Below are 25388 nucleotides of genomic sequence, written 5' to 3'. Positions count from 1 at the left end.
ATCTTTGCTGAAGTCTCGCCTGATTACCGCGTTTATACTTATCCCAATTGTCATCGCCGCACTCTTTTTGCTGCCGCCACTGGGATTTGCGCTCATCACCCTGGTGGTATGTATGCTGGCCGCCTGGGAGTGGGGACAGTTCGCAGGCTTTGCCTCACGTTCCCAGCGCATCTGGCTGGCCGTGCTGTGCGGCTTGCTTCTCGCCTTCATGATGTTCACCCTTCCTGCTTATCAGCACTCTGTTCACCTTCCTCAGATTGCCGTTTCGCTATGGGCGGCGATGGTCTGGTGGGGGGTGGCGCTGGTGATGGTGCTCCTGTACCCCGGCTCCGCCGCCTTCTGGCGAACCTCCCGCCCGCTGCGCCTGCTGTTCGGGCTGCTGACCATCGTCCCGTTCTTTTGGGGCATGCTGACGCTACGCCAGTATCACTACGATGCCGACCATTTTGCGGGCGCCTGGTGGCTGCTGTATGTGATGCTGCTGGTCTGGGGAGCGGACTCCGGCGCCTACATGTTTGGCCGCCTGTTTGGCCGGCATAAGCTGGCGCCAAAGGTCTCCCCGGGTAAAACCTGGGAAGGCTTCCTGGGTGGTCTGGTGACGTCGCTGGTTATCGCCTGGCTATTCCGCCTGTGGACGCCGCTTAACGTGCCGATCGTCACGCTGCTGAGCTGTACGGTGGTCGCCGCGCTGGCCTCGGTGCTGGGCGACCTGACAGAAAGTATGTTTAAGCGCGAAGCGGGCATCAAGGACAGTGGGAATCTGATCCCAGGCCACGGCGGCATCCTTGATCGTATTGACAGCCTCACGGCTGCCGTTCCGGTGTTCGCCTGCCTGCTGCTACTGGTCTTTGGGACCCTATAGGGACATTATGCTAAGCATTCTATGGAGTTTGGGCGCATTTATCGTCGCGCTGGGCGTGCTAATTACCGTACATGAGTTTGGTCACTTCTGGGTGGCGCGCCGCTGTGGCGTTCAGGTTGAACGCTTCTCCATAGGTTTTGGCAAAGCCCTCTGGCGGCGCCGGGATGCGCAGGGCACCGAATACGTTCTCGCCCTTATTCCGCTCGGCGGCTATGTGAAAATGCTCGATGAGCGCATTGAAAGCGTGCCGCCCGAGCTTCGCCATCGCACCTTCAATAACAAAACGGTTCTGCAACGCGCGGCGATTATCAGCGCGGGGCCCATCGCTAATTTCCTCTTTGCCATCTTTGCGTACTGGCTGGTTTTTATCATCGGCGTTCCCGGTGTGAAACCGGTAATTGGTGAGATAGTAAGCAATTCGCCGGTTGCTGAGGCCCAAATTACACCTGGGATGGAACTTAAAGCCGTTGACGGTATCGAAACGCCAGACTGGGATGCTGTGCGTATGGCACTGATATCTAAAATTGGCGACACGGAAACGACGTTAAGCGTGGCCCCTTTTGGCAGCACACAGATATCGGAAAAGCGGGTCGATCTGCGCAACTGGCAGTTCGAGCCAGACAGGCAGGATCCGGTCACGTCACTGGGTATTCAGCCACGCGGCCCGCAAATTGAAACCGTACTGGCTGAGGTACAGGCCAACTCGGCAGCAAGCAAGGCGGGTTTGCAAGCGGGCGACAGGATCGTTAAAGTCGATGGTCAACCGCTGGACCAGTGGCAACATTTTGCCGCGCTCATCCGGGATAATCCCGGCAAAGAGATGGCGGTAGAAGTGGAAAGACAGGGCGGTTCGGTGACGCTGACGCTGACCCCGGAAGCCAAACCGGGCAATAAAGCTCAGGGTTTTGCGGGCGTTATCCCGCGTATCGTGCCGCTTTCGGCTGAATACAAAACGGTGCGTCAGTATGGCCCGTTTGCCGCGACAGGCGAGGCCAGCGCAAAGACCTGGCAGCTAATGAAGCTGACGGTCAACATGCTGGGCAAGCTGATTGTGGGTGAAGTGAAGTTAAATAATCTCAGCGGGCCGATTTCAATCGCCCAGGGCGCTGGGATGTCGGCAGAATATGGTTTGATTTACTACCTGATGTTTCTCGCGTTGATTAGCGTTAACCTCGGTATTATCAATCTGTTCCCTCTGCCGGTACTAGATGGTGGACATTTGTTGTTCCTGGCGATCGAAAAGATCAAAGGTGGGCCGGTGTCTGAGCGAGTTCAGGACTTCAGCTATCGCATCGGCTCTGTATTGCTGGTGCTGTTAATGGGGCTTGCACTTTTCAATGATTTCTCGCGGTTATAGGCGTTCAGAAATAAGCGAGCGAAGGCCAGAAAAGACGAAACCCGGTGCAAAAGCGCGGTCAGCCAGACGCGCATGTTGAGCAAGGTTTCAAAGCAGGATGGCCGATGTGTAGCAATTTCTCCTCTAAGCGACGGGAACCAGTTAGGAAGAATGCATAACAACGATGGCGATGAAAAAGTTGCTCATAGCGTCGCTGCTGTTTAGCAGCGCCACCGTATACGCGGCAGACGGCTTCGTGGTGAAGGATATTCATTTCGAAGGCCTGCAGCGAGTCGCCGTCGGGGCGGCATTGCTCAGTATGCCTGTCCGCGTGGGAGACACCGTCTCCGATGATGATATCAGTAGCACCATTCGTGCCCTTTTTGCGACCGGGAACTTCGAGGATGTTCAGGTTCTGCGCGACGGCAATACGCTGATCGTTCAGGTTAAAGAGAGGCCAACGATTGCCAGTATCACCTTCTCCGGTAACAAAGCGGTGAAGGAAGATATGCTGAAGCAGAACCTTGAAGCCTCCGGCGTGCGGGTAGGGGAAGCCCTCGATCGCACCACCATCTCATCCATTGAGAAAGGGCTCGAGGATTTCTACTACAGCGTAGGTAAATACAGCGCAAGTGTGAAAGCCGTGGTCACGCCGCTTCCACGCAACCGTGTAGACCTGAAGCTGGTATTTACCGAAGGTGTGTCTGCCAAAATCCAACAGATCAACGTGGTCGGCAACAAAGCCTTCAGCTCGGAAGAGCTGATCTCGCGCTTTCAGCTCCGCGATGAGGTGCCATGGTGGAACGTCGTTGGCGATCGCAAATACCAGAAGCAAAAGCTGGCGGGCGACCTTGAGACCCTGCGCAGTTTTTATCTGGATCGCGGCTATGCCCGTTTCAATATCGACTCCACTCAGGTTAGCCTGACGCCGGATAAGAAAGGGATCTACATCACCATTAACATCACCGAAGGCGACCGCTACAAGCTGTCTGGCGTGGTGGTGAATGGCAGCATGGCAGGCCACTCAGCGGAAATAGAAGCGCTGACCCGGATCAAACCTGGCGAGCTGTACAACGGTGCTAAAGTCACCAAAATGGAAGACGACATCAAGAAGATGCTCGGTCGTTACGGCTACGCCTACCCACGGGTGATGACGCAGCCAGAAATTAACGACGCGGATAAAACCGTTAAGCTGCACGTGAACGTCGATGCGGGCAACCGTTACTCCGTGCGCAAAGTCCGTTTTGAAGGCAACGATACCTCGAAAGATTCCGTCCTGCGCCGCGAAATGCGTCAGATGGAAGGCGCATGGCTGGGTAGCGATCTGGTTGAGCAGGGTAAAGAGCGTCTGAACCGTACCGGCTACTTTGAAACGGTCGAGACCGATACCCAGCGTGTACCGGGATCGCCCGATCAGGTCGACGTGGTCTACAAGGTTAAAGAGCGCAACACCGGCACCCTGAACTTCGGCGTGGGCTACGGCACCGAGAGCGGCGTAAGCTTCCAGGTTGGCGTAACCCAGGAAAACTGGCTGGGTACCGGTAATACTGTTGGCATCAGCGGAACCAAGAACGATTACCAGACCTATGCGGAATTCTCACTGACCGATCCGTACTTTACGGTTGATGGCGTGAGCCTCGGCGGACGCGTTTTCTATAACGACTTTAAAGCTGACGATGCCGATCTGTCTGACTATACCAACAAGAGCTATGGTTTAGACGGTACGCTGGGCTTCCCGGTTAATGAAAACAATACGCTGCGCGTCGGTCTGGGCTATGTCCATAACGACCTGTCCAATATGCAGCCGCAGATTGCGATGTTCCGCTATCTGCGCTCGGTGGGTCAGAACCCGGATCTTTCCGGTCGTGCCGACTATTCTGCCGATGACTTCACCTTCAACTATGGCTGGACGTACAACGACCTTGACCGCGGATTCTTCCCAACGTCAGGTAACCGTACCAATCTGAACGGTAAGGTCACCATTCCGGGGTCGGACAACGCCTTCTACAAGGCGACGCTGGATACGCAGCAGTACGTACCGCTGAACCAGGACCGCACCTGGGTGCTGTTAGGACGTGGACGCGTCGGCTATGCTGATGGACTGAATGGCAAAGAGATGCCGTTCTATGAAAACTTCTATGCCGGTGGTTCAAGCACCGTCCGTGGTTTCCGTTCCAACACCATCGGGCCGAAAGCGGCGTACTACAACAACAACTCGTCTACCTGCTCAGGCGCTGACGCCCTGTGTAGCTCTGATGATGCGGTGGGGGGTAACGCCATGGCAACGGCCAGCGCTGAGCTGATTACGCCTACGCCGTTCCTCAGCGAGAAGTACGCGAATTCGGTGCGTACCTCCCTGTTTGTGGATGCGGGTACGGTATGGGATACCAAGTGGGAAAACACCACAGATACGCGTGCGGCGGGTATTCCTGACTACAGCGATCCGGGCAATATTCGAATGTCTGCAGGTCTGGCACTTCAGTGGATGTCCCCGCTGGGACCCCTGGTGTTCTCGTACGCGCAGCCATTCAAAAAGTATGATGGAGATAAAGCCGAGCAGTTCCAGTTTAACATTGGTAAGACCTGGTAATCTGGCTTGCACGGAAGCGATTAAAGTAGCGCGCTGTTCACCGGCAGCCCTTGGGGCTGCCTAAACGCGCAACACCTGTGTCGAAGACACAAACGTTGATGGTAAGGAGTTTATAGTGAAAAAGTTGTTGTGTGCCGCAGGCCTCTCTATCGCTCTGGCGGTTTCCGCCGGCGCCCAGGCTGCTGATAAAATCGCAGTGGTGAACGTTTCCAGCATTTTCCAACAGTTACCGGCGCGTGCGACAGTTGCGAAGCAGCTTGAAAATGAGTTTAAAGGCCGTGCAACCGAGCTACAGGGTATGGAACGCGATCTGCAAACTAAAATGCAGCGCCTCCAGCGTGACGGCTCTACCATGAAGGCCAGCGAACGCAGCCGCATGGAAAAAGACGTTATGGCACAGCGTGAAGCCTTCTCGACTAAAGCTCAGGCTTTCGAGCAGGACAACCGCCGTCGTCAGGCTGAAGAACGTAATAAAATCCTGAGCCGTATCCAGGATGCCGTGCAGAAAGTGGCCGATAAAGAAGGCTACGACGTTGTTATTGATGCAAACGCTGTTGCTTACGCAGGTAAATCCAAAGACATCACTGGTGATGTTCTGAAACAGGTTAAATAATCAATGTCTTCAATTCGACTGGCTGATTTAGCCCAGCAGTTGGATGCAGATTTGCACGGAGATGGCGATCTCGTCATCTCCGGCATTGCTTCTATGCAATCCGCCCAAACCGGTCAAATCACTTTCCTCTCTAACAGCCGTTACCGCGAGCAGCTCGCAGCCTGCCAGGCATCCGCCGTGGTGCTGACGGAAACGGATCTGGACTTTTTCAACGGCGCGGCGCTGGTGGTGAAAGATCCCTATCTGACCTATGCCCGCATGGCGCAGATCCTGGACACCACGCCTCAGCCGGCTCAGGATATCGCGCCCAGTGCGGTCATTGATGCCAGCGCTCAGCTTGGCAACAACGTCTCCGTCGGTGCGAATGCCGTGATTGAATCTGGCGTTGTTCTGGGCGAGGGTGCCGTTATCGGCCCCGGCTGCTTTATCGGCAAAAACACCCGCATTGGTGCCGGCTCACGACTCTGGGCCAATGTATCGGTCTACCACGGCGTACAAATTGGTGAACGCTGTCTGATCCAGTCGGGGACGGTTATCGGCGCCGATGGTTTCGGTTATGCCAACGATCGCGGTAACTGGGTAAAAATCCCTCAGCTCGGTACCGTTATTATCGGCGACCGGGTAGAGATTGGTGCCTGCACCACTATCGATCGCGGTGCGTTGGATAACACTCAGATTGGGAATGGTGTTATCATTGATAACCAGTGCCAGATTGCGCACAACGTTATGATTGGCGACAATACCGCTGTTGCGGGTGGCGTAATCATGGCGGGCAGCCTGAAAATTGGCCGTTACTGCATGATCGGCGGTGCAAGCGTAATTAATGGTCATATGGAAATTTGTGACAAAGTTACGGTTACCGGAATGGGAATGGTCATGCGACCAATCACCCAACCTGGGGTATACTCCTCCGGGATTCCACTGCAACCCAATAAAACCTGGCGCAAAACGGCAGCGCTGGTGATGAATATTGATGAAATCAGCAAACGTCTGAAATCCATCGAACGCAAGGTCAATAAAGACTAAGCGGCTTATTGCCGGCTCAGGTCCAGCTTTCACTATCAATTTGGTCCGGCGCGAGTGCGTCAAATCAGAAAGATATAAAAAAAAATGTTAAGCATGGAAAGCCTGGCGCACGGAAACTGATTCGCGGCCTGCGTATGATCTGAGGATCTTTGCAGGCCGTGTTATTGATGCCATCAGAATTTTTTTTAGGACAGGAAGAGTATTTTGACTACTGAAACTCATACTCTGAAAATTGAAGAGATTATTGAACTGCTGCCGCACCGCTATCCGTTTCTGCTGGTCGATCGCGTACTTGACTTTGAAGAGCACAAGTTCCTGCGGGCAGTGAAGAACGTATCGGTTAACGAACCGTTTTTCCAGGGCCATTTCCCTGGTAAACCGATTTTCCCAGGCGTGCTGATTTTAGAAGCCATGGCTCAGGCGACCGGTATTCTGGCTTTTAAAAGCGTCGGTAAGCTTGAACCGGGCGAGCTGTACTATTTTGCCGGTATTGACGAGGCGCGCTTCAAGCGTCCGGTCGTGCCAGGCGATCAGATGATCATGGAAGTCACCTTCGAGAAAACACGTCGTGGTCTGACCCGCTTTAAGGGCGTGGCGACCGTTGACGGCAAAATTGTCTGCGAAGCAACGATGATGTGTGCCCGCAGCCGGGAGGCGTAATTCGTGATTGATGAAACCGCAGTTATCCATCCCTCTTCGATTATTGAAGAGGGGGCCGTCATCGGCGCCCGCGTTAATATTGGCCCCTTCTGCTTTATTGGGGCTAACGTGGAGATCGGAGAAGGTACCGTTCTTAAGTCGCATGTGGTGGTCAATGGACACACCCGTATTGGCAAAGACAATACCCTCTATCAGTTCGCCACCGTCGGTGAAGCTAACCAGGACCTGAAGTATGCCGGTGAGCCTACTCGGGTTGAGGTGGGCGATCGCAACAACATTCGTGAGAGCGTGACGATCCATCGCGGTACGACACAGGCTGACGGCGTGACGCGTGTCGGCAGTGACAACCTGCTGATGGTCAATGCTCACATTGCTCACGACTGCGTGATTGGCGATCGCTGTATTTTGGCGAATAACGCGACCCTTGGCGGCCATGTTACGGTGGATGACTTTGCCATTATCGGTGGGATGACTGCGGTTCATCAGTTCTGCATTATCGGTGCCCACGCGATGGTGGGCGGCTGCTCCGGCGTTGCGCAGGATGTACCGCCGTTTGTGATTGCCCAGGGCAACCACGCCACGCCGTTTGGTATCAATCTGGTGGGGCTACAACGCCGCGGCTTCACTAAAGAAGGGCTGCACGCGATTCGTAATGCCTACAAAATTCTTTATCGCAGCGGTAACACGCTGGATGAGGCGAAGCCTGAGATTGCCGACATCGCGCGTGAGCATCCTGAAGTCCAGCCGTTTTACGACTTCTTTGCCCGCTCGACGCGAGGTCTGATTCGTTAACTCATGCCCCAGCCATTAACGATTGCCCTTGTCGCCGGAGAAACTTCCGGCGATATTCTTGGTGCCGGTTTAATCCGCGCACTAAAACAGACGCACCCGGATACCCGTTTTGTCGGGGTGGCCGGGCCGCTGATGCAGGCCGAAGGGTGCGAAGCCTGGTACGAAATGGAAGAGCTGTCGGTGATGGGCATCGTCGAGGTGGTGGAACGTCTGCCGCGGCTGCTGAAAATTCGCCGCGACCTTACCCGGCGCTTTAGTGAGCTAAAGCCGGACGTTTTTGTCGGTATTGATGCACCTGACTTTAATATCACCCTTGAGGGGCGACTCAAAGCGCGCGGTATCCGCACCATTCATTACGTCAGCCCTTCCGTCTGGGCCTGGCGGCAAAAGCGCGTTTTCAAAATTGGCCGCTCAACCGATATGGTGCTGGCCTTCCTGCCGTTTGAAAAAGTATTTTACGACCGTTTCAATGTACCCTGCCGGTTTATTGGTCATACTATGGCTGATGCCATGCCGCTCCAGCCCGACAAGCTCGCGGCGCGACGGGCGCTGGGCATCGCCGAAGGGGTTCGCTGTCTGGCCCTGCTGCCCGGCAGCCGCAGTGCAGAGGTTGAAATGCTGAGCGCCGACTTCCTGCGTACGGCAGTGATACTGCGAAACAAATGGCCCGATCTGGAAATCGTGGTGCCGCTGGTGAATCCGCGGCGTCGCGAGCAGTTTGAAAAAATTAAGGCCGAGGTTGCGCCCGACCTGCCGATGCATCTGCTGGACGGGCAGGGGCGACAGGCCATGATCGCCAGCGATGCGGCACTGCTGGCTTCTGGCACCGCCGCGCTGGAGTGTATGCTGGCAAAATGCCCGATGGTGGTGGGCTACCGTATGAAGCCATTCACTTTCTGGCTGGCGAAGCGCCTGGTGAAAACCGACTACGTTTCGCTGCCGAATCTGCTGGCAGGACGCGAGCTGGTCAAAGAGCTGTTGCAGGAAGAGTGTCAGCCCGAGCCTCTGGCGGCGGCGCTGGCACCGCTGCTGGCGGAAGGTGAAACCCGTCAGCAGCTGCTGGCAACCTTTGCGGAACTGCACCAGCAAATTCGCTGGAATGCCGACGAACAGGCTGCCTCGGCCGTACTGGAGCTGTGCCCATGAGTGATTTTATCTACCCGCTGGCGACCTGTATTGCCGGCGTGGACGAAGTGGGGCGCGGGCCGCTGGTGGGCGCGGTGGTCACCGCCGCCGTGATCCTCGATCCGGCGCGGCCCATTATCGGACTGGCTGACTCAAAAAAATTATCAGAAAAGCGCCGTCTGGCGCTCTTTGATGAAATCTGCGAGAAAGCGCTGAGCTGGAGCCTGGGACGGGCAGAGCCGCAGGAGATCGACGAGCTCAATATTTTGCACGCCACGATGCTGGCGATGCAGCGCGCGGTGGCCGGGCTGCATATCACGCCTGATTATGTGCTGATTGACGGCAACCGCTGTCCGGCGCTGGCGATGCCCTCACTGGCCGTCGTGAAAGGTGACAGCCTGGTGCAGGAGATAAGCGCCGCCTCGATAGTCGCTAAGGTAACGCGCGACCGCGAAATGGCCGAGCTGCATCTGCAATTTCCCGAGTATGGATTTGCGCAGCATAAGGGCTACCCAACGGCGCTGCATCTTGAGAAACTACGCCAAAACGGTGCCACGCCCCATCACCGCCGCAGTTTTGCCCCGGTGAGAAATGTGCTGCTGGACGCCGACGTGGCGGCATCTGCCGGACGCGTGCGTTAATTTCCACTCCTTAGCTTTTGATGGGATCAACTATGGCCGAACCTCGTTTTATTCATTTACGCGTTCACAGCGACTACTCCATGATTGATGGCATAGTCAAAACGGCCCCGTTAGTGAAAAAGGCGGCGTCACTCGGCATGCCCGCGCTGGGTATCACCGATTTCACCAATCTGTGTGGCCTGGTGAAGTTCTACGGCACGGCACACGGGCAGGGCGTTAAGCCGATCATCGGCGCCGACTTCAACGTCGCCAGCGAGGCGATGGGCGACGAACTGTCACACCTCACCGTCCTGGCCGCCAACAATACCGGCTACCAAAACCTCACCCTGCTTATCTCACGTGCCTACCAGCGCGGCTATGGTGCTGCCGGTCCGGTCATCGACCGGGACTGGCTGATCGAGCTGGGAGAAGGATTACTTCTTCTTTCCGGCGGGCGTCGCGGCGACGTAGGCAAAATGCTGCTGCGCGGTAACCATGTGCAGGCCGCCGACTGTCTGGCGTTTTACCAACAGCATTTCCCGGACAGCTATTACCTGGAGCTGATCCGCACCGGCCGGCCGGACGAGGAGAGCTATCTCCACGCGGCCGTTGAGCTGGCGATTGCTCAGGGCATTCCCGTTGTCGCCACCAATGAAGTCTGTTTCCTCGAGGCAGGGGACTTCGACGCGCACGAAATCCGCGTCGCCATCCATGATGGTTTTACCCTGGACGACCCCAAGCGCCCGCGAAACTACAGCCCTCAGCAATACTTACGCACCAGCGAGGAGATGTGCGAGCTGTTCTCGGACATTCCTGAAGCGCTGGAAAACAGCGTGGAAATTGCTAAGCGCTGTAACGTCACCATCCGCCTGGGTGAATATTTCCTGCCGCAGTTTCCGACGGGGGAGATGACCACCGAAGACTTCCTGGTGATGAAGTCCCGTGAGGGACTCGAAGAGCGGCTGGCTTTCCTGTTCCCCGATCCTGAGGTTCGCGCAGAGAAGCGCCCTGAGTACGACGAGCGCCTTGAGATCGAGCTGAACGTTATTAACCAGATGGGTTTCCCCGGCTACTTTTTGATCGTAATGGAGTTTATCCAGTGGTCAAAAGACAATGACGTGCCGGTGGGGCCGGGGCGCGGCTCCGGTGCAGGCTCGCTGGTTGCCTACGCGCTGAAAATCACCGATCTCGATCCGCTTGAGTTTGACCTGCTGTTCGAGCGCTTCCTTAATCCCGAACGCGTGTCGATGCCCGACTTTGACGTCGATTTCTGCATGGAAAAACGCGACCTGGTGATTGAGCACGTCGCCGAAATGTACGGGCGCAAGGCGGTATCGCAGATTATCACCTTCGGTACGATGGCCGCGAAAGCAGTTATTCGTGACGTGGGGCGCGTGCTGGGCCACCCCTACGGCTTCGTGGATCGTATTTCCAAGCTGGTACCGCCCGATCCGGGCATGACGCTGGAAAAAGCCTTTGCCGCCGAACCTCAGCTGCCGGAGATCTACGAGGCGGATGAAGAGGTCAAAGCGCTGATCGATATGGCGCGCAAGCTGGAAGGGGTGACGCGAAACGCCGGTAAGCACGCCGGGGGCGTGGTGATTGCGCCGACGCAAATTACCGATTTTGCGCCGCTCTACTGCGATGAGAACGGCAACCATCCGGTTACCCAGTTCGACAAAAATGACGTTGAGTACGCGGGTCTGGTGAAGTTCGACTTCCTGGGACTGCGCACGCTGACCATTATCGACTGGGCGCTGGAGATGATTAATGCCCGGCGTAAGAAGCAGGGTGAGCCGCCGATAGATATTGCGGCTATTCCGCTTGAAGATAAGAAAAGTTTCGATATGCTGCAGCGCTCGGAAACCACGGCGGTTTTCCAGCTTGAATCCCGCGGCATGAAAGACCTGATTAAGCGCCTGAAGCCGGACTGCTTTGAGGATATGATCGCGCTGGTGGCCCTTTTCCGTCCCGGCCCGCTCCAGTCAGGCATGGTAGATAACTTTATTGACCGTAAGCACGGGCGTGAGGCGATCTCTTATCCTGATATCCAGTGGCAGCATGAATCGCTCAAGCCCGTGCTGGAGCCGACCTACGGCATCATCCTCTATCAGGAACAGGTGATGCAGATAGCCCAGGTGCTGGCAGGCTACAGCCTGGGCGGCGCGGATATGCTGCGCCGTGCGATGGGTAAAAAGAACCCGGAGGAGATGGCTAAACAGCGCGGCGGCTTTGAAGACGGCGCGAAAGCGCGCGGTATCGACGGCGAGCTGGCGATCAAAATCTTCGACCTGGTGGAAAAGTTCGCGGGTTACGGCTTTAACAAATCGCACTCCGCCGCCTATGCGCTGGTCTCCTATCAGACGCTGTGGCTAAAAGCCCACTATCCGGCCGAGTTTATGGCGGCGGTAATGACCGCCGATATGGACAACACCGAAAAAGTCGTCGGGCTGGTGGATGAGTGCTGGCGCATGGGTCTCAAGGTGCTGCCGCCGGATATCAACTCCGGCCTGTATCAGTTCCACGTCAACGATGACGGCGAGATCGTTTATGGCATTGGCGCGATCAAAGGCGTCGGCGAAGGCCCCATTGAAGCAATTATTGAAGCGCGTAACAAAGACGGCTATTTCCGTGAGCTGTTCGACCTCTGCGCCCGCACCGACACGAAAAAGCTGAATCGCCGGGTGCTGGAAAAATTGATTATGTCGGGCGCGTTTGACCGGCTCGGTCCGCACCGTGCCGCGCTGATGAGCGCGCTGGGCGATGCGCTGAAGGCTGCGGATCAGCATGCGAAGGCAGAAGCGATTGGCCAGGCAGATATGTTTGGCGTGCTGGCAGACGAACCCGAGCAGATTGAGCAGTCCTACGCCGATGTGACGCCGTGGCCAGAACAGATCCAACTGGATGGCGAACGCGAGACGCTTGGGCTTTACTTAACCGGGCACCCGATCAATCAGTATCTGAAAGAGATTGAGCGTTACGTAGGCGGAATGCGCCTGAAAGACATGCATCCGACCGACCGTGGCAAAATGACCATGGCCGTCGGTCTGGTGGTGGCGGCCCGCGTGATGGTAACAAAGCGCGGTAACCGGATAGGCATCTGTACGCTGGACGACCGTTCCGGTCGGCTGGAAGTGATGTTGTTTACAGATGCACTCGAAAGGTTCCAGCACTTGCTGGAAAAAGACCGTATTCTGATCGTCAGCGGACAGGTCAGCTTTGATGACTTTAGCGGGGGGCTTAAAATGACCGCCCGCGAGGTGATGGACATTGATGAAGCCCGCGAAAAATATGCACGCGGGCTTGCTATCTCGCTGACGGACAGGCAAATTGATGACCAGCTTTTGAACCGTCTCCGTCAATCCCTGGAACCCCATCGTTCGGGGACCATTCCGGTACATCTCTACTATCAAAGAGAGGATGCGCGGGCGAAGCTGCGCTTTGGCGCAGCGTGGCGCGTGTCGCCCAGCGATCGTTTATTAAATGAATTGCGATCGCTGATAGGGTCGGAGCAGGTGGAACTGGAGTTTGACTAAAACAGGATTATTATGAGTCTTAATTACCTGGATTTCGAACAGCCAATCGCAGAGCTTGAAGCGAAAATTGATTCGCTCAAGTCGGTTGGCCGTCAGGATGAAAAACTGGATATCAATCTGGATGAAGAGATACAGCGCCTGCGCGAAAAAAGCGTCGAGCTGACACGTAAAATCTTCTCCGATTTAGGGGCATGGCAGGTTGCGCAGCTGGCTCGCCACCCTTTACGTCCATATACGCTGGACTATGTTCGCAATGCCTTTACTGACTTTGACGAACTGGCAGGCGATCGCGCCTATGCGGATGACAAAGCCATCGTGGGGGGGATTGCCCGCCTCGACGGGCGTCCGGTGATGATCATTGGTCATCAGAAAGGGCGTGAAACGAAAGAGAAAATTCGGCGTAACTTCGGTATGCCAGCCCCTGAGGGTTACCGTAAGGCGCTGCGCCTGATGGAGATGGCCGAGCGTTTTAATATGCCGATTATCACCTTCATCGACACGCCGGGCGCTTACCCGGGCGTCGGCGCAGAAGAGCGCGGACAGAGTGAGGCCATTGCGCGCAACCTGCGTGAAATGTCTGGCCTGACCGTGCCGGTGATCTGCACCGTTATCGGTGAAGGCGGCTCCGGCGGCGCCCTGGCGATTGGCGTGGGTGACAAGGTTAATATGCTGCAATACAGCACCTACTCGGTTATTTCGCCGGAAGGCTGCGCCTCGATTCTGTGGAAAAGCGCAGATAAAGCGCCGCTGGCCGCCGACGCGATGGGGATCATTGCCCCGCGTCTGAAAGAGCTGAAGCTGATTGACAGCGTGATACCTGAACCGCTGGGTGGGGCGCACCGCAATCCGCTCGCTATCGGTGAATCGCTTAAGGCTCAGCTGCTGGAAGATCTGGCAGAACTTGATGAGCTGAGCAAAGACGAGCTGCTGGACCGCCGCTACCAGCGTCTGATGAGCTACGGCTACGCCTGATCCCGTAATCCGATGCGGTCAGCGCTTCTCTGACTGCATCGGTTGTCCGCCATTCACTTCTGAGCCTCCCCCTCTGCCTGCCACGCCTCACGGGGCAGGACAGAAAAACCTCTTATATTCAGCCCGTCCGCGAGAGCATGATTGCGGCGATCGCCGGTCACTTCGGCCAGCCCAACGCGCAGCGCCGCCACGCTTTCCGCCGGTATGGCGGGGGAGGCAATCAGCGGCAGGCCAGGTACGCTGGCGGTCTGACCGACGATCTTCAGCCCGCTTAGCTCACCGGCGAAATCCTGACTCAGCAGCGCCCAGCTCACGCAGTCGATTGCGGCAATATCTGCTTCCCGGTTTCGTAGCATAGCCAGAGAACGGCGGTGGCTCCCTGATGCCCTTACCCTGCTAAAAAAAGCTGAGCCTCCGGTTAGCCTCATCAGAGCGTGCCAGCCTGAGTGCGACTCCTGGCTGTTACAGGCCAGGATACGTCCGCGAAAATCCCGCAGTTCACGTTCCGCTTCCTCCTTACGCACGACTATCCAGCTACGATAATTCGCGCCCTCGCAGCCCGGCGCAGCATAGTGAAATGCACCTATGACCTGTACCTGTGGCAGTGCCGTCATAAGGGGATAACCGCAGGTCTGACTCAGCAGCAAATCGCTGCGCTGCCAGTGGGGGAGCAGCTCATCAGGCCAGCTCAGGGCGTACGGTAGCGGGATAGCAGCCGTGGCGGCCCTCAGCCGCTGCCAGAAAGCGTCCAGTTTCTCAGGACGGAAGGGATACATCGGCAGTGAGGCTATCATTATTATTCCTTACGCGTAGTACGTGGCGAAAGAGGGTCATAACCAAGGATAGCGCAGCGGGAGGGAGAGCCGCCTTATCAGGCGTAATCTTAGCGGCTGCGAGCGGAGGTGGGCCACTGATACCCGGGCATTAACCCGAAAATAAGCTGGCCCTCTTTGGCGTTGAATATCGCTGTCAGTCGCGCTGAGTGTAACCGGATATTACGCTGCCTGTTCGGATATCAATTAGCGATATTAATGGATTAAAGCGCGTCTGGTGGATGCCTCGGCAAAAGCGATACTAATAAGGGTAGTCTGCTAATTGTTAAGTGATTTAGCTTAATTCGTTTAATTGGTGTTAAGTTTATGATGAAAGCTGTTTATGGACTTTCCCTTACATTTCATGGAGGTTTACTGTCGGCTCAGCGGTGGTGCCGCTTCGGTGCATAGGTAATTCTATTAGTCGCGTTTACGGGCATAACGCAACGATGTTTAAGCCCCTACACAAGGAAGCTAAAGATGAATCCAATTACCCGTCGCAGTTTTGTCGCATTTGCCGCCGGTGGCACGGTCGCGCTGGCCGCAGGCAAGGTCCACGCTCACGATGGCACCGTCAACGCTCAACCCTGGACCGGCCAGATGGGCGGCAGCGATCCTGGTCCTCAGGATCCCATCCGGCAGGCAGAAAATCCGGATATTGTTAACCCGCCGGCGACCGACAGCGGTACCCTGCCAAATCTGCGCTTCTCCTTTAGGGGGTTTGAGGGCCAATGGAACGAAAACGTACGCTAAGAAGCTAACACATTGTTAATATTGATTTTTAAATAGCTAGAACTTAGCGAAATGAAAACTCACGCTATTGGCTCCTGATGATGCAATCCTAAAAAAGGATCCACCGGGGATCCTTTTTTACCGCTGCCAACACCCTACCAGCGGCCGTAGGGATATTTTTTCCCCTGTATGAAGTCCTTTATGTAATGATCATACCCATCCGGAATGCTGTAGTTAAAATCAATTCGTGAAGGTACATCCTTACAGGCATCCAGTTTATCCCCGGACAGCGTGGTAATTTTTACCGGTTCAACCGGCAGGTTGTCGCCTCCCGCGCTGTTCTGAAGCCAGATGCGCACTTTGCCTTCAGGTGCCAGACCAAACAGTAATGTTTTATACCAGGCTGTATTACCTCTTCTGTCCCTGCCGGTTGGCACCGACATTTTTTCCCGAAGGGCCGATGAGAAGGTGATGCGCGTCTCGTAAGTCTTTTTATCGATGACAGAATCCCAGCAGAACAGCATCTGTGCCGGTGGATGCCGGACCTTGTTGAACTGGATCCCCCCGTCATCCGTTCTGCTGTTCCAGGTACCCACTACATCGGGATCACTCTGCGTACTGTCCAGCGTCCGGAAGGTGGATACCACCTTTTCGTTGTCGATAATCAGCGCTTTCGTCACCACCGCCGGTAATGCCTGAGGGGTAAAAAATGCAAAACCAACCTCCCCGTAAGGCATTTCTCCGGTGTCTTCCGGCGTCTGCGCTTCGCCTGCACGGCAGCCGCTGACCAGCATCAGCATCAGCAGGGGAAAAAGTGTTTCCAGCCTCATACCTTCTTCCCGTCCATGCTGTAGACAGAGCGTTTCCACTGCTCATCCGGGCGGTTGATAAAGCCAATCAGCTCAGAGGGTGATGCGCCGCCGTGAATAAGGCCGTCCGTATTGACCACGATGGCATTCCAGTTGGCCGAACAGTGAATATACTTCTCCGCAATCACGTCCAGCTCATCCTGACTGAACGCCGGAGCCTTCTGGCCGCTGCGGGCAGCCTTGCCCATCGCCAGTGCTTTATCCCAGAGGGGCGCAAGCTCATCCGGAATGACGAGCTCTTTGTCTTTACTCAGAATGGGGTCAAACACCACGCCGGCCTCCTGTGCAGCCTCAAGCATCACCCTCAGCACCACGCGGGACCAGTCGTTTCTGACGGTCCGTCCGCGCATGGTCAGCGCCGCAAAGCTGCGCTTCTGCATCTGGCCGTACCGGTCCGGAGGAAGCCTGTCGTCATGCCAGGTTTCTGCCGAAATGTCATTTGTCCGCAACAGGGGAGCCAGGCAGGGCGATTTATCCAGCGTCTGCAACTGCGCCATAGCCTGGCGGTAGGCCTGCGTCTTTTCTCCCGGCTGGCTGTACGGTACGGTTTCCGTTGCAGGCCGCGTCAGAAAAAGATGCTCTTTCGTGACGGGCAGATACCCGCCGCCGATATCGGAATGCACGCCGGGCAGCGCCAGTTCCGGCCAGGCCGGTTTCACGCTGTTCAGCGCAAAGTTAAAGCGACACTCGTTCGCGGCGGTGATATGAAACACCTTCTCTGCCACGCCGGGACGCAGGGTGAGCTTCACGTCACCGGTATCCGCGCTGTGCGGATTCAGGCCGTTAACCGGCGTGCCAATGGCGGCAACGGTATCGAAAATGCCGATGAAGCGGGTTTTACCGGCAGGAGAACCATTGAAGGTCGTACCTGTCATGGCCTGCCGGATGGCGCTGATAATGGCCAGGTCTTCGGACTGGATGCGGTTGGCAAAATGCCGGGCGGCCGCCGCACCCCGACTGAAGCCAAAAATATCGAACTGCAGCGACCTGATGATGAACGTGCAGTCAGTCTGTTTTTTACTGACCGCGTCCAGCGCATCCTGAATACTGTCAGCCAGAATGGAAACCGCTTTATCCGTTTTGGCAACGACACCGGTATCAGAGATACCAAACCCCTGGCCCAGCTTGCTGTCAGGTTTTCCCGCGTCAGTGCCAATACCGTCAATATAAACAGCTCGCTGAACATCGGGGCTGTCTTCATTAAAGCGACGGCTGTAGAGCGTACTCAGCCAGTGTATATTGGTGTAGTACCCGGTATAGCTGGTTGCACCGCTGCCCGACACACCAAAATTTTCACGGGCGCATTTTGCCAGAATGGACTCGGCTTCCGGGTCATCCAGGTTGTAATGACCTGCGGTATACGCCTTCAGCATGTTCTGCGTGTTAACGGCATTGTTGCCGGTACCGTCGAAGAACACGCCTATCGTCAGCGTGATCTCCCGTTTCTTTTTCTTCGCCGCCTGCGCATGTTGTTCCGGCTCCGGAGCGACTACCGGGGCCATCCTGGCTTTTGCCTCTGAAAGCTGTGGGATCGTACCCGGGGCAATCAGAAAATTGGTCCCCTGCGGACACCCGCAACGGATCTTCGCGCCGTCCACCGCAACAGCGGCACTGTTTGAGCACCGGTGATCGCCGTCCACAATGACCCCCACTTCCCCACACTTCGGGCAGGGGGTAGTCTTGTCACCGATATAGAGTTTCAGCAACCCCATGACCGACATGCCGGGACGGGCCGCGATACATTGTGCTCCCGAAGAGGTTTTATCTCCGTGTAATCCGACATTCTTGCCGTGAACGCTACACCCTCTCATGATGGACATAATTCAGCCCTCTGCCGGTAAAAAATCAGCATCCATCGGCAAACCTTTCAGCTCATTCAGCGTACATCCCGCCTGTGGGGTGCTGATAATCACATCACCGTTGCTCAGCCTGCTGCCAACCAGCGCGATACTTTTACCGCCTTTCTGAAATTTCGACCCGCTGCCGGTAACAATACGGGCAGTGGTTCCGTCAGGGTAAACCACCTCATCCCCGACCAGCGCAATATTGACCTTCTGCCCGCCATCAAGCTCGATTTCAGCGCCATTCCACGCCGCCCGAACCACCCCGCCGCGCTGGGTCAGCGCCCCGTCAACCGCGATCCGGTAAATCGCCACCACCGGATGCTCCCGTAGGAATTCCTCCTGCTCTTCAACCGTCTGACGGGCACCTTCAGACATCCCGGCCTTTTTCTCCGCTGAGAACGGCGGACGCGCCAGTGAGGCGGCTAATTCCGGAGTCAGTTCGTTAGTATATTGCTGTTCCATATCAAATCCCTCTTTTTCCTGTGGGTTAAGTGTCTATAGTAACCAGATGGGTCACTTAACCAAAATTTAATGCTGCCATCAGCCTGGCTGAACTGTCTTCTCATCATCAAGTATTTTATAAACGGTGGAACGGGCAATGCCGAGTTGCCGGGCGATATCCGTTGCGCCAGTTCCTTTGTTGTGGAGTGCCAGCACACTGTTTCTGTCGATGGTGCGTCTGCGGCCAAACCGGATGCCTTTCAGCTTTGCTTCCTGTCTACCTTCATTCGTACGCTCCAGTATCCTGCGCCGCTCAGCCTGGGCTACAGCTGACAGGATGGTCACTACCATCTGACCCATTTCACCGTCAGTACATATCCCGTCATCAATGAAACGGACGGCCACGCCCTGAACATCGAATTCCTTTATCAGCTGGATCATATCGGCGGTGTCGCGACCAAGGCGGTCAAGTTTCTTCACCAGAATTGCATCGCCTTCCTCCACCTTCATGCGCAACAGGTCAAGCCCCGGACGATCAACTGAACTGCCGGATGCTTTATCAGTAAAGATGCGGTTGGCTTTCACGCCAGCGTCTTTGAGCGCCCTGATCTGAATATCGAGAGACTGCTGACTGGTTGATACCCGTGCGTAACCAAAAAGTCGCATAAAAATGTATCCTAAATCAAATATCAGACAGATGGTGTCTGTTATAACAAAAAATCGATCTAACGGACACATTAATGAAGCCGATTTTGGATGTCCGACAATTTATAATATTTCGGACGGTTGCAAAATTGTTAACATATAACCGTCAGGCAGGGAGGCCTATATGCCCGTCGATTTTCTGACCACTGAGCAGGAACTGAATTATGGTCGCTATGTTGCAGAACCTAATGACGTGCAGCTGGCGCGCTATTTTCATCTTGATGAACGGGATCTTGCTTTCATTAACCAGCGGCGGGGAAGGCATAACCGGCTGGGAATAGCGCTTCAGCTTACCAGCGCCCGTTTTCTGGGCACCTTTCTGACAGATTTAACCCGGGTTCTGCCGGGTGTTCAGCAATTTGTCGCGGTGCAGCTTAATATCCGCCGTCCGGAAGTCCTCTCCCGCTACGCAGAGCGGGATACCACCCTAAGAGAGCATACTGCGCTGATTAAGGAATATTACGGTTACCATGAATTTGGCGATTTTCCATGGTCTTTCCGCCTGAAACGCCTGCTGTACACCCGGGCATGGCTCAGTAATGAGCGACCCGGTCTGATGTTTGATTTTGCCACTGCGTGGCTGCTTCAGAATAAGGTCCTGCTACCCGGAGCAACCACACTTGTACGTCTCGTCAGTGAAATACGCGAACGGGCAAATCAGCGGCTGTGGAAAAAACTGGCCGCGTTGCCGGACAGCTGGCAGACCGCCCGCGTGACGGAGCTGCTGGACATTCCTGAGGGGCAGCGAATTTCACCGCTGGAGCAACTGAAAAAGGGACCTGTCACCGTCAGCGGCCCGGCTTTTACAGAAGCGCTGGAGCGGTATGTCCGGCTGCGAAACCTTGAGTTTTCCCGGCTGAATTTTACCGGCCTGCCCGCGATACAGCTGCGTAATCTGGCGCGTTACGCAGGTATGGCATCGGTAAAATATATCGCACGCATGCCAGAGCAAAGAAAACTGGCCATACTCACCGCATTCGTTAAAGCGCAGGAAATAACAGCGCTGGATGAGGCCGTTGATGTGCTCGATATGCTGATACTGGACATCACCCGCGAGGCGAAGAAAACCGGGCAGAAAAAACGGCTCAGGACGCTGAAAGATCTTGACCGTGCTGCGCTACTGCTGGCTCGAGCCTGTACACTGTTGCTGGATGATCTGGCTGATGATGCTCAACTGAGACAGGCCATATTCAGCTGCATACCGAAAAACAGACTGGCAGAATCCGTCAGCAAGGTTAATGAATTGGCCCGGCCTCAGAACAACAATTTCCATGACGAAATGGTAGAACAGTACGGCCGGGTTAAGCGTTTTCTTCCGGCGGTATTGCGGGACCTGCATTTCCAGGCTGCGCCAGCCGGAGAGCATACGCTGGCCGCGATTCATTATCTGGCTGAACTGAACGGCTCGAAAAAGCGCATCCTCGATGATGCGCCTGAACATATCATCACCGGCCCCTGGAAACGCCTCGTATACGATGCCGAGGGCCGAATACAACGCGCCGGTTATTCACTGTGTCTGCTGGAGCGCCTTCAGGATGCACTGCGCCGACGGGACATCTGGCTCGAAAACAGCGATCGCTGGGGAGATCCCCGCGAGAAGCTGTTGCAGGGTGAAGAGTGGCAGGCTCAGCGTATTCCCGTCTGTCGTGCTCTGGGACATCCCACCGATGGACATAAAGGCGTGCAGCAACTGGCCGTTCAGTTGGATGAGACCTGGAAAGCAGTCGCATCCCGATTTGAAGGGAATGCGGAAGTCCATGTCTGCAATGACGGTAAATATCCCTCCCTGACCATCAGTAGTCTGGAGAGACTGGAGGAGCCACCGTCGTTGCTTTGTCTCAACAGTCGGGTAAGACAGCTGCTTCCTCCGGTTGATTTGACGGAATTACTGCTTGAAATAGACGCCAGAACAGGATTTACACGGGAATTTATGCATGTCAGTGAGTCCGGAGCACGGGCGCAGGATCTGCACGTTAGCCTGTGTGCGGTTCTGATGGCTGAAGCCTGCAATATCGGACTGGAACCGCTGATAAAGCACAATATACCGGCACTGACCCGCCACCGGCTCAGTTGGGTTAAACAAAATTACCTCCGGGCAGAAACGCTGGTCAGCGCCAATGCCCGGCTGGTTGATTTTCAGTCCACGCTGGAGCTTGCAGGTCACTGGGGCGGTGGCGAAGTGGCGTCAGCTGACGGCATGCGCTTTGTCACGCCAGTGAAAAGCGTCAATTCCGGGCCTAACAGAAAATATTTTGGTTCCGGGCGTGGCATCACCTGGTACAACTTCGTCTCTGATCAGTACTCTGGATTTCACGGTATTGTGGTACCCGGCACATTGCGGGATTCCATTTTTGTGCTGGAAGGCCTTCTGGAGCAGCAGACAGGGCTGAATCCGGTTGAGATCATGACAGACACAGCCGGCACCAGCGACATTATTTTTGGCCTCTTCTGGCTGCTGGGATATCAGTTTTCCCCCCGACTTGCTGATGCCGGGGAAGCAGTATTCTGGCGGGTGGATAAATCGGCAAATTACGGTGCACTGGATGAGCTGGCGCGGGGATGTGCAGACCTGTCGAAGGCGGAGAATCAGTGGGATGAGATGATGCGAACCGCCGGTTCGCTGAAACTGGGCACCATTCATGCCTCAGAACTCATTCGCTCTTTGCTGAAAAGCTCGCGCCCATCAGGGCTGGCACAGGCGATCATGGAAGTGGGACGCGTCAACAAGACGCTGTACCTTCTTAATTATATTGATGATGAAGATTATCGTCGGCGGATCCTGACACAGCTCAACCGGGGGGAAGGCCGCCATGCTGTGGCGCGGGCGATCTGCTACGGACAACGCGGTGAGATTAGAAAGCGCTATCGTGAAGGACAGGAAGATCAACTGGGAGCACTGGGGCTGGTCACTAATGCAGTGGTACTGTGGAACACGCTTTATATGCAGGAAGCACTGAGCTGGATGTGCACTAATGGAGAAGAAACCGGGGATGAAGATATCGCCCGGTTATCCCCACTGATGCACGGGCATATCAATATGCTGGGGCATTATACGTTCACGCTACCGGAGGATATTTTGAAGGGAGAACTGAGAGCATTAAATTTCAGTTTAAACAATGAATTACCTTCTTAGCGTACGTTTTCGTTCCATTGGCCCTCAAACCCCCCATACGGAAGAACTTCTCCGGAATGTGCATCGCTAATCTGCCACTTGTTACCTGCCATACTTCGCCCTCAGAAACTACCGTGACGCATTATACGACAATCCCTTTTGGGATAGGCTCTAAGTGAAAATATTGACATAGGTCAACTTACCCTACCACTTTTACTGACATAATCCTGATAATGCGACAGAATCATTACGTCACCACCCAAAAAAAAGGAACCTTTGAGTAGCAAGTCATTAACTTTATTTAACCTGGACATATTAAATTTCAATTATTTTTTTCTGGTAACTGAATTTTCGGATGGGAATTTTTTTATAAAAATTCCTGTAAACTTTAGGCTGTAACTTATTTAGGAGGTATCCCTGTGAAATGTTGTTGTAATCGAGATGTAACGAAAACTGCCGGCGCGGCAAGTGTGTTTTTTAACCCCCGGCATCGAATGTTATCCGTTGATGGTGTTTCAGTTCGACTGAGAAAAAAAGAATCTGAGGTGCTTTCTCTGCTTTGCGAAAAATACCCAGATCCGGTAACGCATAACGATTTTTTTAAGTATATCTGGCGGGGGCAGGTTGTTACCGTGCAAAGTATTGCACAAAGTATTCGTTCTCTGAGAGTTATTACTGGAGATCATAGCAGAGATATTATTACGACTATCCCTAAACTTGTTAAACTTGTTAAACTTGTTAGTCAAACTTTCATAAGCGGTGAAAAATGTAAACTTTCGCTGTTCGCTCAAAGCAACCTGCCATGCCTTCTTAGAAAACAGGCTTAACGTAGGATATATTCCCTTTTCCAAGCGGACCCCATTGACGATAACCCATAAATAAATGATAATTCGCCCTACGAATTAACAGCGCTATGCAGAATAAATTTTTGCTTTTCCAGTGTGAGTATGGAAATCCTCTCTGAGGAATATATTATTCCTCAGAGATAAAGTGGGCGAATAACTGAGTAGAACTGATAACAGAAGTGATTTTGTCATTGCTGAGAATGAACTCGATCATGCCATTTCTGCAATCAAATTAATAAAATAAAAAATTAACCGTGTGGTTGCGCAATTTTTAATTCTCAACACGATTGAATATCAATGAGGATTTTATCCTCATTATATTTCTGTTTTGTTACATGTTGCTGTTATTTATCTGATGCCAGCAATAAATCAGGAAAAACCACGAGGATAATTCAGGTATTATATATGAAAAAAGTTATTTTAGCTTCATTCATGCCGGCACTGCTGGCAGGTTCTTTTTCTGCTTTTGCGGCAGAAACGCCTGTAACCGTTGACGGTGGAAAAATTCATTTCACCGGCGCTATTGTCGCGGCTCCCTGTGCGGTGGATAACACCTCTGACGGGCAAACCGTTACGCTCGGTCAGGTGCCTGTCAGCCGCCTTGCTGCAAAAGGTGATTCCAGTTCAGCGGTGCCTTTTATCATCAAGCTTACCGGCTGTGACCTCAGTGTAAATGCCACTGACCCGACGAAACCGGCCAGTTACACCAGCGCCTCCATTACCTTTAATGGTGCAACCACCGGTGATGACTCCACGCTGGCAGTACAGTCTGCTGCAAGCGGCGCCGGAGACACCACCGCCGCCGCACAGAATGTAGGCATCCAGATCCTGCAAAACAACACGGCGGTTAAAGTCGATGGCAGCACGCCAGCCGCCGCGCAGAAAATAGTGGCAGGCTCTAATGAAATCCCGTTCAGCGCCGCTTACGTTGCCACAGCCAATGGCGTGGTGGCAGGCTCTGCCAACTCAACCGTTAATTTCCAGGTGAGCTACGAGTAATTAGCATCAGTCCTGCCTGCTGCCGCTCCCGCAGGCAGGACTGCTCTCACTCCACTCATCTGCAAGCACGAGGAAAATATCATGTCAACGCATCTTTTTCGCAGCACCTTATACGCAGTCGTCATGTCTGCGGTCTGTCTGGCCCCATCTCTGGCACAGGCCGGAGGGATCACCCTTGGTGGTACCCGGGTTATTTATCCGGCCGGTCAGAAGCAGGTCAGCCTGTCAGTCCGCAATACGTCTGACCTGTCCAGCTTTATGGTTCAGTCCTGGGTGGAGCAGCCAGACGGGCAGAAAAGTCAGGATTTTGTCGTGACTCCGCCACTGTATGTCAGCGGGCCGGGTAATGAGAACACCCTGCGACTGATGTATGCCGGCAAACCCGTGAGAACCGACCAGGAAAGCCTGTATTACTTCAATACCAAGGCCATCCCTTCGATGGACAAAAAGAAGATGGAAGGTAAAAACGTCCTGATGCTGGCCGCCGTGAGCCGTATCAAGCTTTTTGTCCGCCCTGCCGGTCTTAAGCCTGCGGTGGAAAAAGCCCCGGCTGAGCTGACCTTCCACCGGTCCGGCGGGCAGATGCGGATTGATAACCCCACACCGTATCACATCACGCTGGCGCAGATGAAGGCCGGCGGACAGAAGCTGCCGGACACGATGGTCACTCCGCGGGGGAGTGTTTCACTTTCCCTGCCAGCGGGCGCGGGTAACACCGTTACCTTCCGCACCATCAACGATTTCGGGGCACTTACGCCAGAGCTGCGTGCCACGCTGAAATAATCCCTATGTAGGTTTGAGCTGATGACAGATCCAGTGCAAATGTGTAGCAAATCTTTTTATAAACGTGAGCGTCCCCATTCCGACGGAAAGTCCTGCCAGAGCTATAAGTTTTCC

General features: G+C 54.6%; 20 protein-coding genes and 1 pseudogene. 16 read left to right on the top strand and 5 right to left on the bottom strand.

What is annotated here, in order from left to right:
• The first annotated feature begins 4 nt into the window (after nucleotides 1-4).
• From cdsA to accA, 11 genes are all read left to right on the top strand, one after another.
• A complete protein-coding gene (cdsA, locus tag AC4PCC_RS17255) occupies nucleotides 5-862 on the top strand; it encodes a phosphatidate cytidylyltransferase (protein ID WP_492125337.1) in 858 nt (285 codons plus the stop codon).
• Between the two features lie 7 nt (nucleotides 863-869).
• Nucleotides 870-2219, top strand: a complete 1350-nt coding sequence (rseP, locus tag AC4PCC_RS17250) for a sigma E protease regulator RseP (RefSeq protein WP_492125336.1) — start codon at nucleotides 870-872, stop codon at nucleotides 2217-2219.
• A 163-nt stretch (nucleotides 2220-2382) separates the two neighbouring features.
• On the top strand, nucleotides 2383-4788 hold the full coding sequence (gene bamA / locus AC4PCC_RS17245; RefSeq protein WP_492125335.1) for an outer membrane protein assembly factor BamA: 2406 nt from the start codon (nucleotides 2383-2385) through the stop codon (nucleotides 4786-4788).
• Nucleotides 4789-4903: 115 nt separating this feature from the next.
• On the top strand, nucleotides 4904-5401 hold the full coding sequence (skp, locus tag AC4PCC_RS17240; RefSeq protein ID WP_067706535.1) for a molecular chaperone Skp: 498 nt from the start codon (nucleotides 4904-4906) through the stop codon (nucleotides 5399-5401).
• 3 nt (nucleotides 5402-5404) lie between these two features.
• Nucleotides 5405-6427: a UDP-3-O-(3-hydroxymyristoyl)glucosamine N-acyltransferase gene (gene lpxD, locus AC4PCC_RS17235; protein WP_492125334.1), complete on the top strand. Its 1023-nt coding sequence runs from the start codon at nucleotides 5405-5407 to the stop codon at nucleotides 6425-6427.
• A gap of 204 nt (nucleotides 6428-6631) precedes the next feature.
• Nucleotides 6632-7087, top strand: a complete 456-nt coding sequence (gene fabZ / locus AC4PCC_RS17230) for a 3-hydroxyacyl-ACP dehydratase FabZ (protein ID WP_067706528.1) — start codon at nucleotides 6632-6634, stop codon at nucleotides 7085-7087.
• 3 nt (nucleotides 7088-7090) lie between these two features.
• Nucleotides 7091-7879, top strand: coding sequence for an acyl-ACP--UDP-N-acetylglucosamine O-acyltransferase (gene lpxA / locus AC4PCC_RS17225; protein ID WP_492125333.1), 789 nt, complete (start codon nucleotides 7091-7093; stop codon nucleotides 7877-7879).
• A gap of 3 nt (nucleotides 7880-7882) precedes the next feature.
• Nucleotides 7883-9025, top strand: a complete 1143-nt coding sequence (gene lpxB, locus AC4PCC_RS17220; RefSeq protein WP_492125332.1) for a lipid-A-disaccharide synthase — start codon at nucleotides 7883-7885, stop codon at nucleotides 9023-9025.
• Complete coding sequence (rnhB, locus tag AC4PCC_RS17215) at nucleotides 9022-9645, top strand: ribonuclease HII (protein ID WP_067706519.1); 624 nt, start codon at nucleotides 9022-9024, stop codon at nucleotides 9643-9645. Before lpxB ends, rnhB begins: the two co-directional genes overlap by 4 nt.
• A gap of 32 nt (nucleotides 9646-9677) precedes the next feature.
• A complete protein-coding gene (dnaE, locus tag AC4PCC_RS17210; RefSeq protein WP_492125331.1) occupies nucleotides 9678-13160 on the top strand; it encodes a DNA polymerase III subunit alpha in 3483 nt (1160 codons plus the stop codon).
• A 12-nt stretch (nucleotides 13161-13172) separates the two neighbouring features.
• A complete protein-coding gene (gene accA / locus AC4PCC_RS17205) occupies nucleotides 13173-14132 on the top strand; it encodes an acetyl-CoA carboxylase carboxyl transferase subunit alpha (RefSeq protein WP_067706516.1) in 960 nt (319 codons plus the stop codon).
• A gap of 53 nt (nucleotides 14133-14185) precedes the next feature.
• On the opposite strand, the gene AC4PCC_RS17200 is transcribed toward accA, so the two are convergent.
• Nucleotides 14186-14926, bottom strand: coding sequence for a phosphate/phosphite/phosphonate ABC transporter substrate-binding protein (locus tag AC4PCC_RS17200; protein ID WP_492125330.1), 741 nt, complete (start codon nucleotides 14924-14926; stop codon nucleotides 14186-14188).
• A gap of 498 nt (nucleotides 14927-15424) precedes the next feature.
• On the opposite strand from AC4PCC_RS17200, the pseudogene AC4PCC_RS17195 reads away from it, so the two are divergent.
• Nucleotides 15425-15691, top strand: a pseudogene (locus tag AC4PCC_RS17195) (oxalate decarboxylase); the annotation flags it as partial.
• A gap of 140 nt (nucleotides 15692-15831) precedes the next feature.
• Here AC4PCC_RS17195 and AC4PCC_RS17190 read toward each other — a convergent pair.
• From AC4PCC_RS17190 to AC4PCC_RS17175, 4 genes are all read right to left on the bottom strand, one after another.
• Complete coding sequence (locus AC4PCC_RS17190; RefSeq protein WP_492125329.1) at nucleotides 15832-16506, bottom strand: DUF2931 family protein; 675 nt, start codon at nucleotides 16504-16506, stop codon at nucleotides 15832-15834.
• Entirely contained in the window at nucleotides 16503-18257 is a 1755-nt protein-coding gene (locus AC4PCC_RS17185) for a phospholipase effector Tle1 domain-containing protein (protein WP_492127556.1), read from the bottom strand. Before AC4PCC_RS17185 ends, AC4PCC_RS17190 begins: the two co-directional genes overlap by 4 nt.
• A 111-nt stretch (nucleotides 18258-18368) precedes the next feature.
• Nucleotides 18369-18851 carry a PAAR domain-containing protein gene (locus AC4PCC_RS17180; protein ID WP_492125328.1) on the bottom strand — a complete coding sequence of 161 codons (483 nt, stop codon included), beginning with the start codon at nucleotides 18849-18851 and terminating at the stop codon, nucleotides 18369-18371.
• A 78-nt stretch (nucleotides 18852-18929) separates the two neighbouring features.
• Nucleotides 18930-19496 carry a recombinase family protein gene (locus AC4PCC_RS17175; protein WP_492127555.1) on the bottom strand — a complete coding sequence of 189 codons (567 nt, stop codon included), beginning with the start codon at nucleotides 19494-19496 and terminating at the stop codon, nucleotides 18930-18932.
• Nucleotides 19497-19659: 163 nt separating this feature from the next.
• Here AC4PCC_RS17175 and AC4PCC_RS17170 point away from each other — a divergent pair, with 163 nt between their 5' ends.
• The 4 genes from AC4PCC_RS17170 to AC4PCC_RS17155 all read left to right on the top strand — a co-directional run bounded on the left by AC4PCC_RS17170 (nucleotide 19660) and on the right by AC4PCC_RS17155 (nucleotide 25274).
• Nucleotides 19660-22668: a Tn3 family transposase gene (locus tag AC4PCC_RS17170; RefSeq protein ID WP_492125327.1), complete on the top strand. Its 3009-nt coding sequence runs from the start codon at nucleotides 19660-19662 to the stop codon at nucleotides 22666-22668.
• A 473-nt stretch (nucleotides 22669-23141) separates the two neighbouring features.
• On the top strand, nucleotides 23142-23474 hold the full coding sequence (locus AC4PCC_RS17165) for a winged helix-turn-helix domain-containing protein (protein ID WP_492125326.1): 333 nt from the start codon (nucleotides 23142-23144) through the stop codon (nucleotides 23472-23474).
• 423 nt (nucleotides 23475-23897) lie between these two features.
• Nucleotides 23898-24491, top strand: coding sequence for a fimbrial protein (locus AC4PCC_RS17160; protein ID WP_492125325.1), 594 nt, complete (start codon nucleotides 23898-23900; stop codon nucleotides 24489-24491).
• An 81-nt stretch (nucleotides 24492-24572) separates the two neighbouring features.
• Nucleotides 24573-25274, top strand: a complete 702-nt coding sequence (locus tag AC4PCC_RS17155; RefSeq protein ID WP_492125324.1) for a fimbria/pilus periplasmic chaperone — start codon at nucleotides 24573-24575, stop codon at nucleotides 25272-25274.
• The last annotated feature ends 114 nt before the right edge of the window (nucleotides 25275-25388 follow it).

Source organism: Erwinia sp. L03-1 (assembly GCF_058686115.1).
Note: the sequence above shows the minus strand (reverse complement) of the source record. Positions and strands in the feature narration are given on the sequence as shown.

Coding starts and splice junctions, on each gene's coding strand:
- rseP (WP_492125336.1), top strand. CDS start 870: ATGCTAAGCATTCTATGGAGTTTGGGCGCATTTATCGTCGCGCTGGGC.
- bamA (WP_492125335.1), top strand. CDS start 2,383: ATGGCGATGAAAAAGTTGCTCATAGCGTCGCTGCTGTTTAGCAGCGCC.
- lpxD (WP_492125334.1), top strand. CDS start 5,405: ATGTCTTCAATTCGACTGGCTGATTTAGCCCAGCAGTTGGATGCAGAT.
- lpxB (WP_492125332.1), top strand. CDS start 7,883: ATGCCCCAGCCATTAACGATTGCCCTTGTCGCCGGAGAAACTTCCGGC.
- rnhB (WP_067706519.1), top strand. CDS start 9,022: ATGAGTGATTTTATCTACCCGCTGGCGACCTGTATTGCCGGCGTGGAC.
- dnaE (WP_492125331.1), top strand. CDS start 9,678: ATGGCCGAACCTCGTTTTATTCATTTACGCGTTCACAGCGACTACTCC.
- accA (WP_067706516.1), top strand. CDS start 13,173: ATGAGTCTTAATTACCTGGATTTCGAACAGCCAATCGCAGAGCTTGAA.
- AC4PCC_RS17200 (WP_492125330.1), bottom strand. CDS start 14,926: ATGATAGCCTCACTGCCGATGTATCCCTTCCGTCCTGAGAAACTGGAC.
- AC4PCC_RS17190 (WP_492125329.1), bottom strand. CDS start 16,506: ATGAGGCTGGAAACACTTTTTCCCCTGCTGATGCTGATGCTGGTCAGC.
- AC4PCC_RS17185 (WP_492127556.1), bottom strand. CDS start 18,257: ATGGGGTTGCTGAAACTCTATATCGGTGACAAGACTACCCCCTGCCCG.
- AC4PCC_RS17180 (WP_492125328.1), bottom strand. CDS start 18,851: ATGGAACAGCAATATACTAACGAACTGACTCCGGAATTAGCCGCCTCA.
- AC4PCC_RS17175 (WP_492127555.1), bottom strand. CDS start 19,496: ATGCGACTTTTTGGTTACGCACGGGTATCAACCAGTCAGCAGTCTCTC.
- AC4PCC_RS17170 (WP_492125327.1), top strand. CDS start 19,660: ATGCCCGTCGATTTTCTGACCACTGAGCAGGAACTGAATTATGGTCGC.
- AC4PCC_RS17165 (WP_492125326.1), top strand. CDS start 23,142: ATGTTATCCGTTGATGGTGTTTCAGTTCGACTGAGAAAAAAAGAATCT.
- AC4PCC_RS17160 (WP_492125325.1), top strand. CDS start 23,898: ATGAAAAAAGTTATTTTAGCTTCATTCATGCCGGCACTGCTGGCAGGT.
- AC4PCC_RS17155 (WP_492125324.1), top strand. CDS start 24,573: ATGTCAACGCATCTTTTTCGCAGCACCTTATACGCAGTCGTCATGTCT.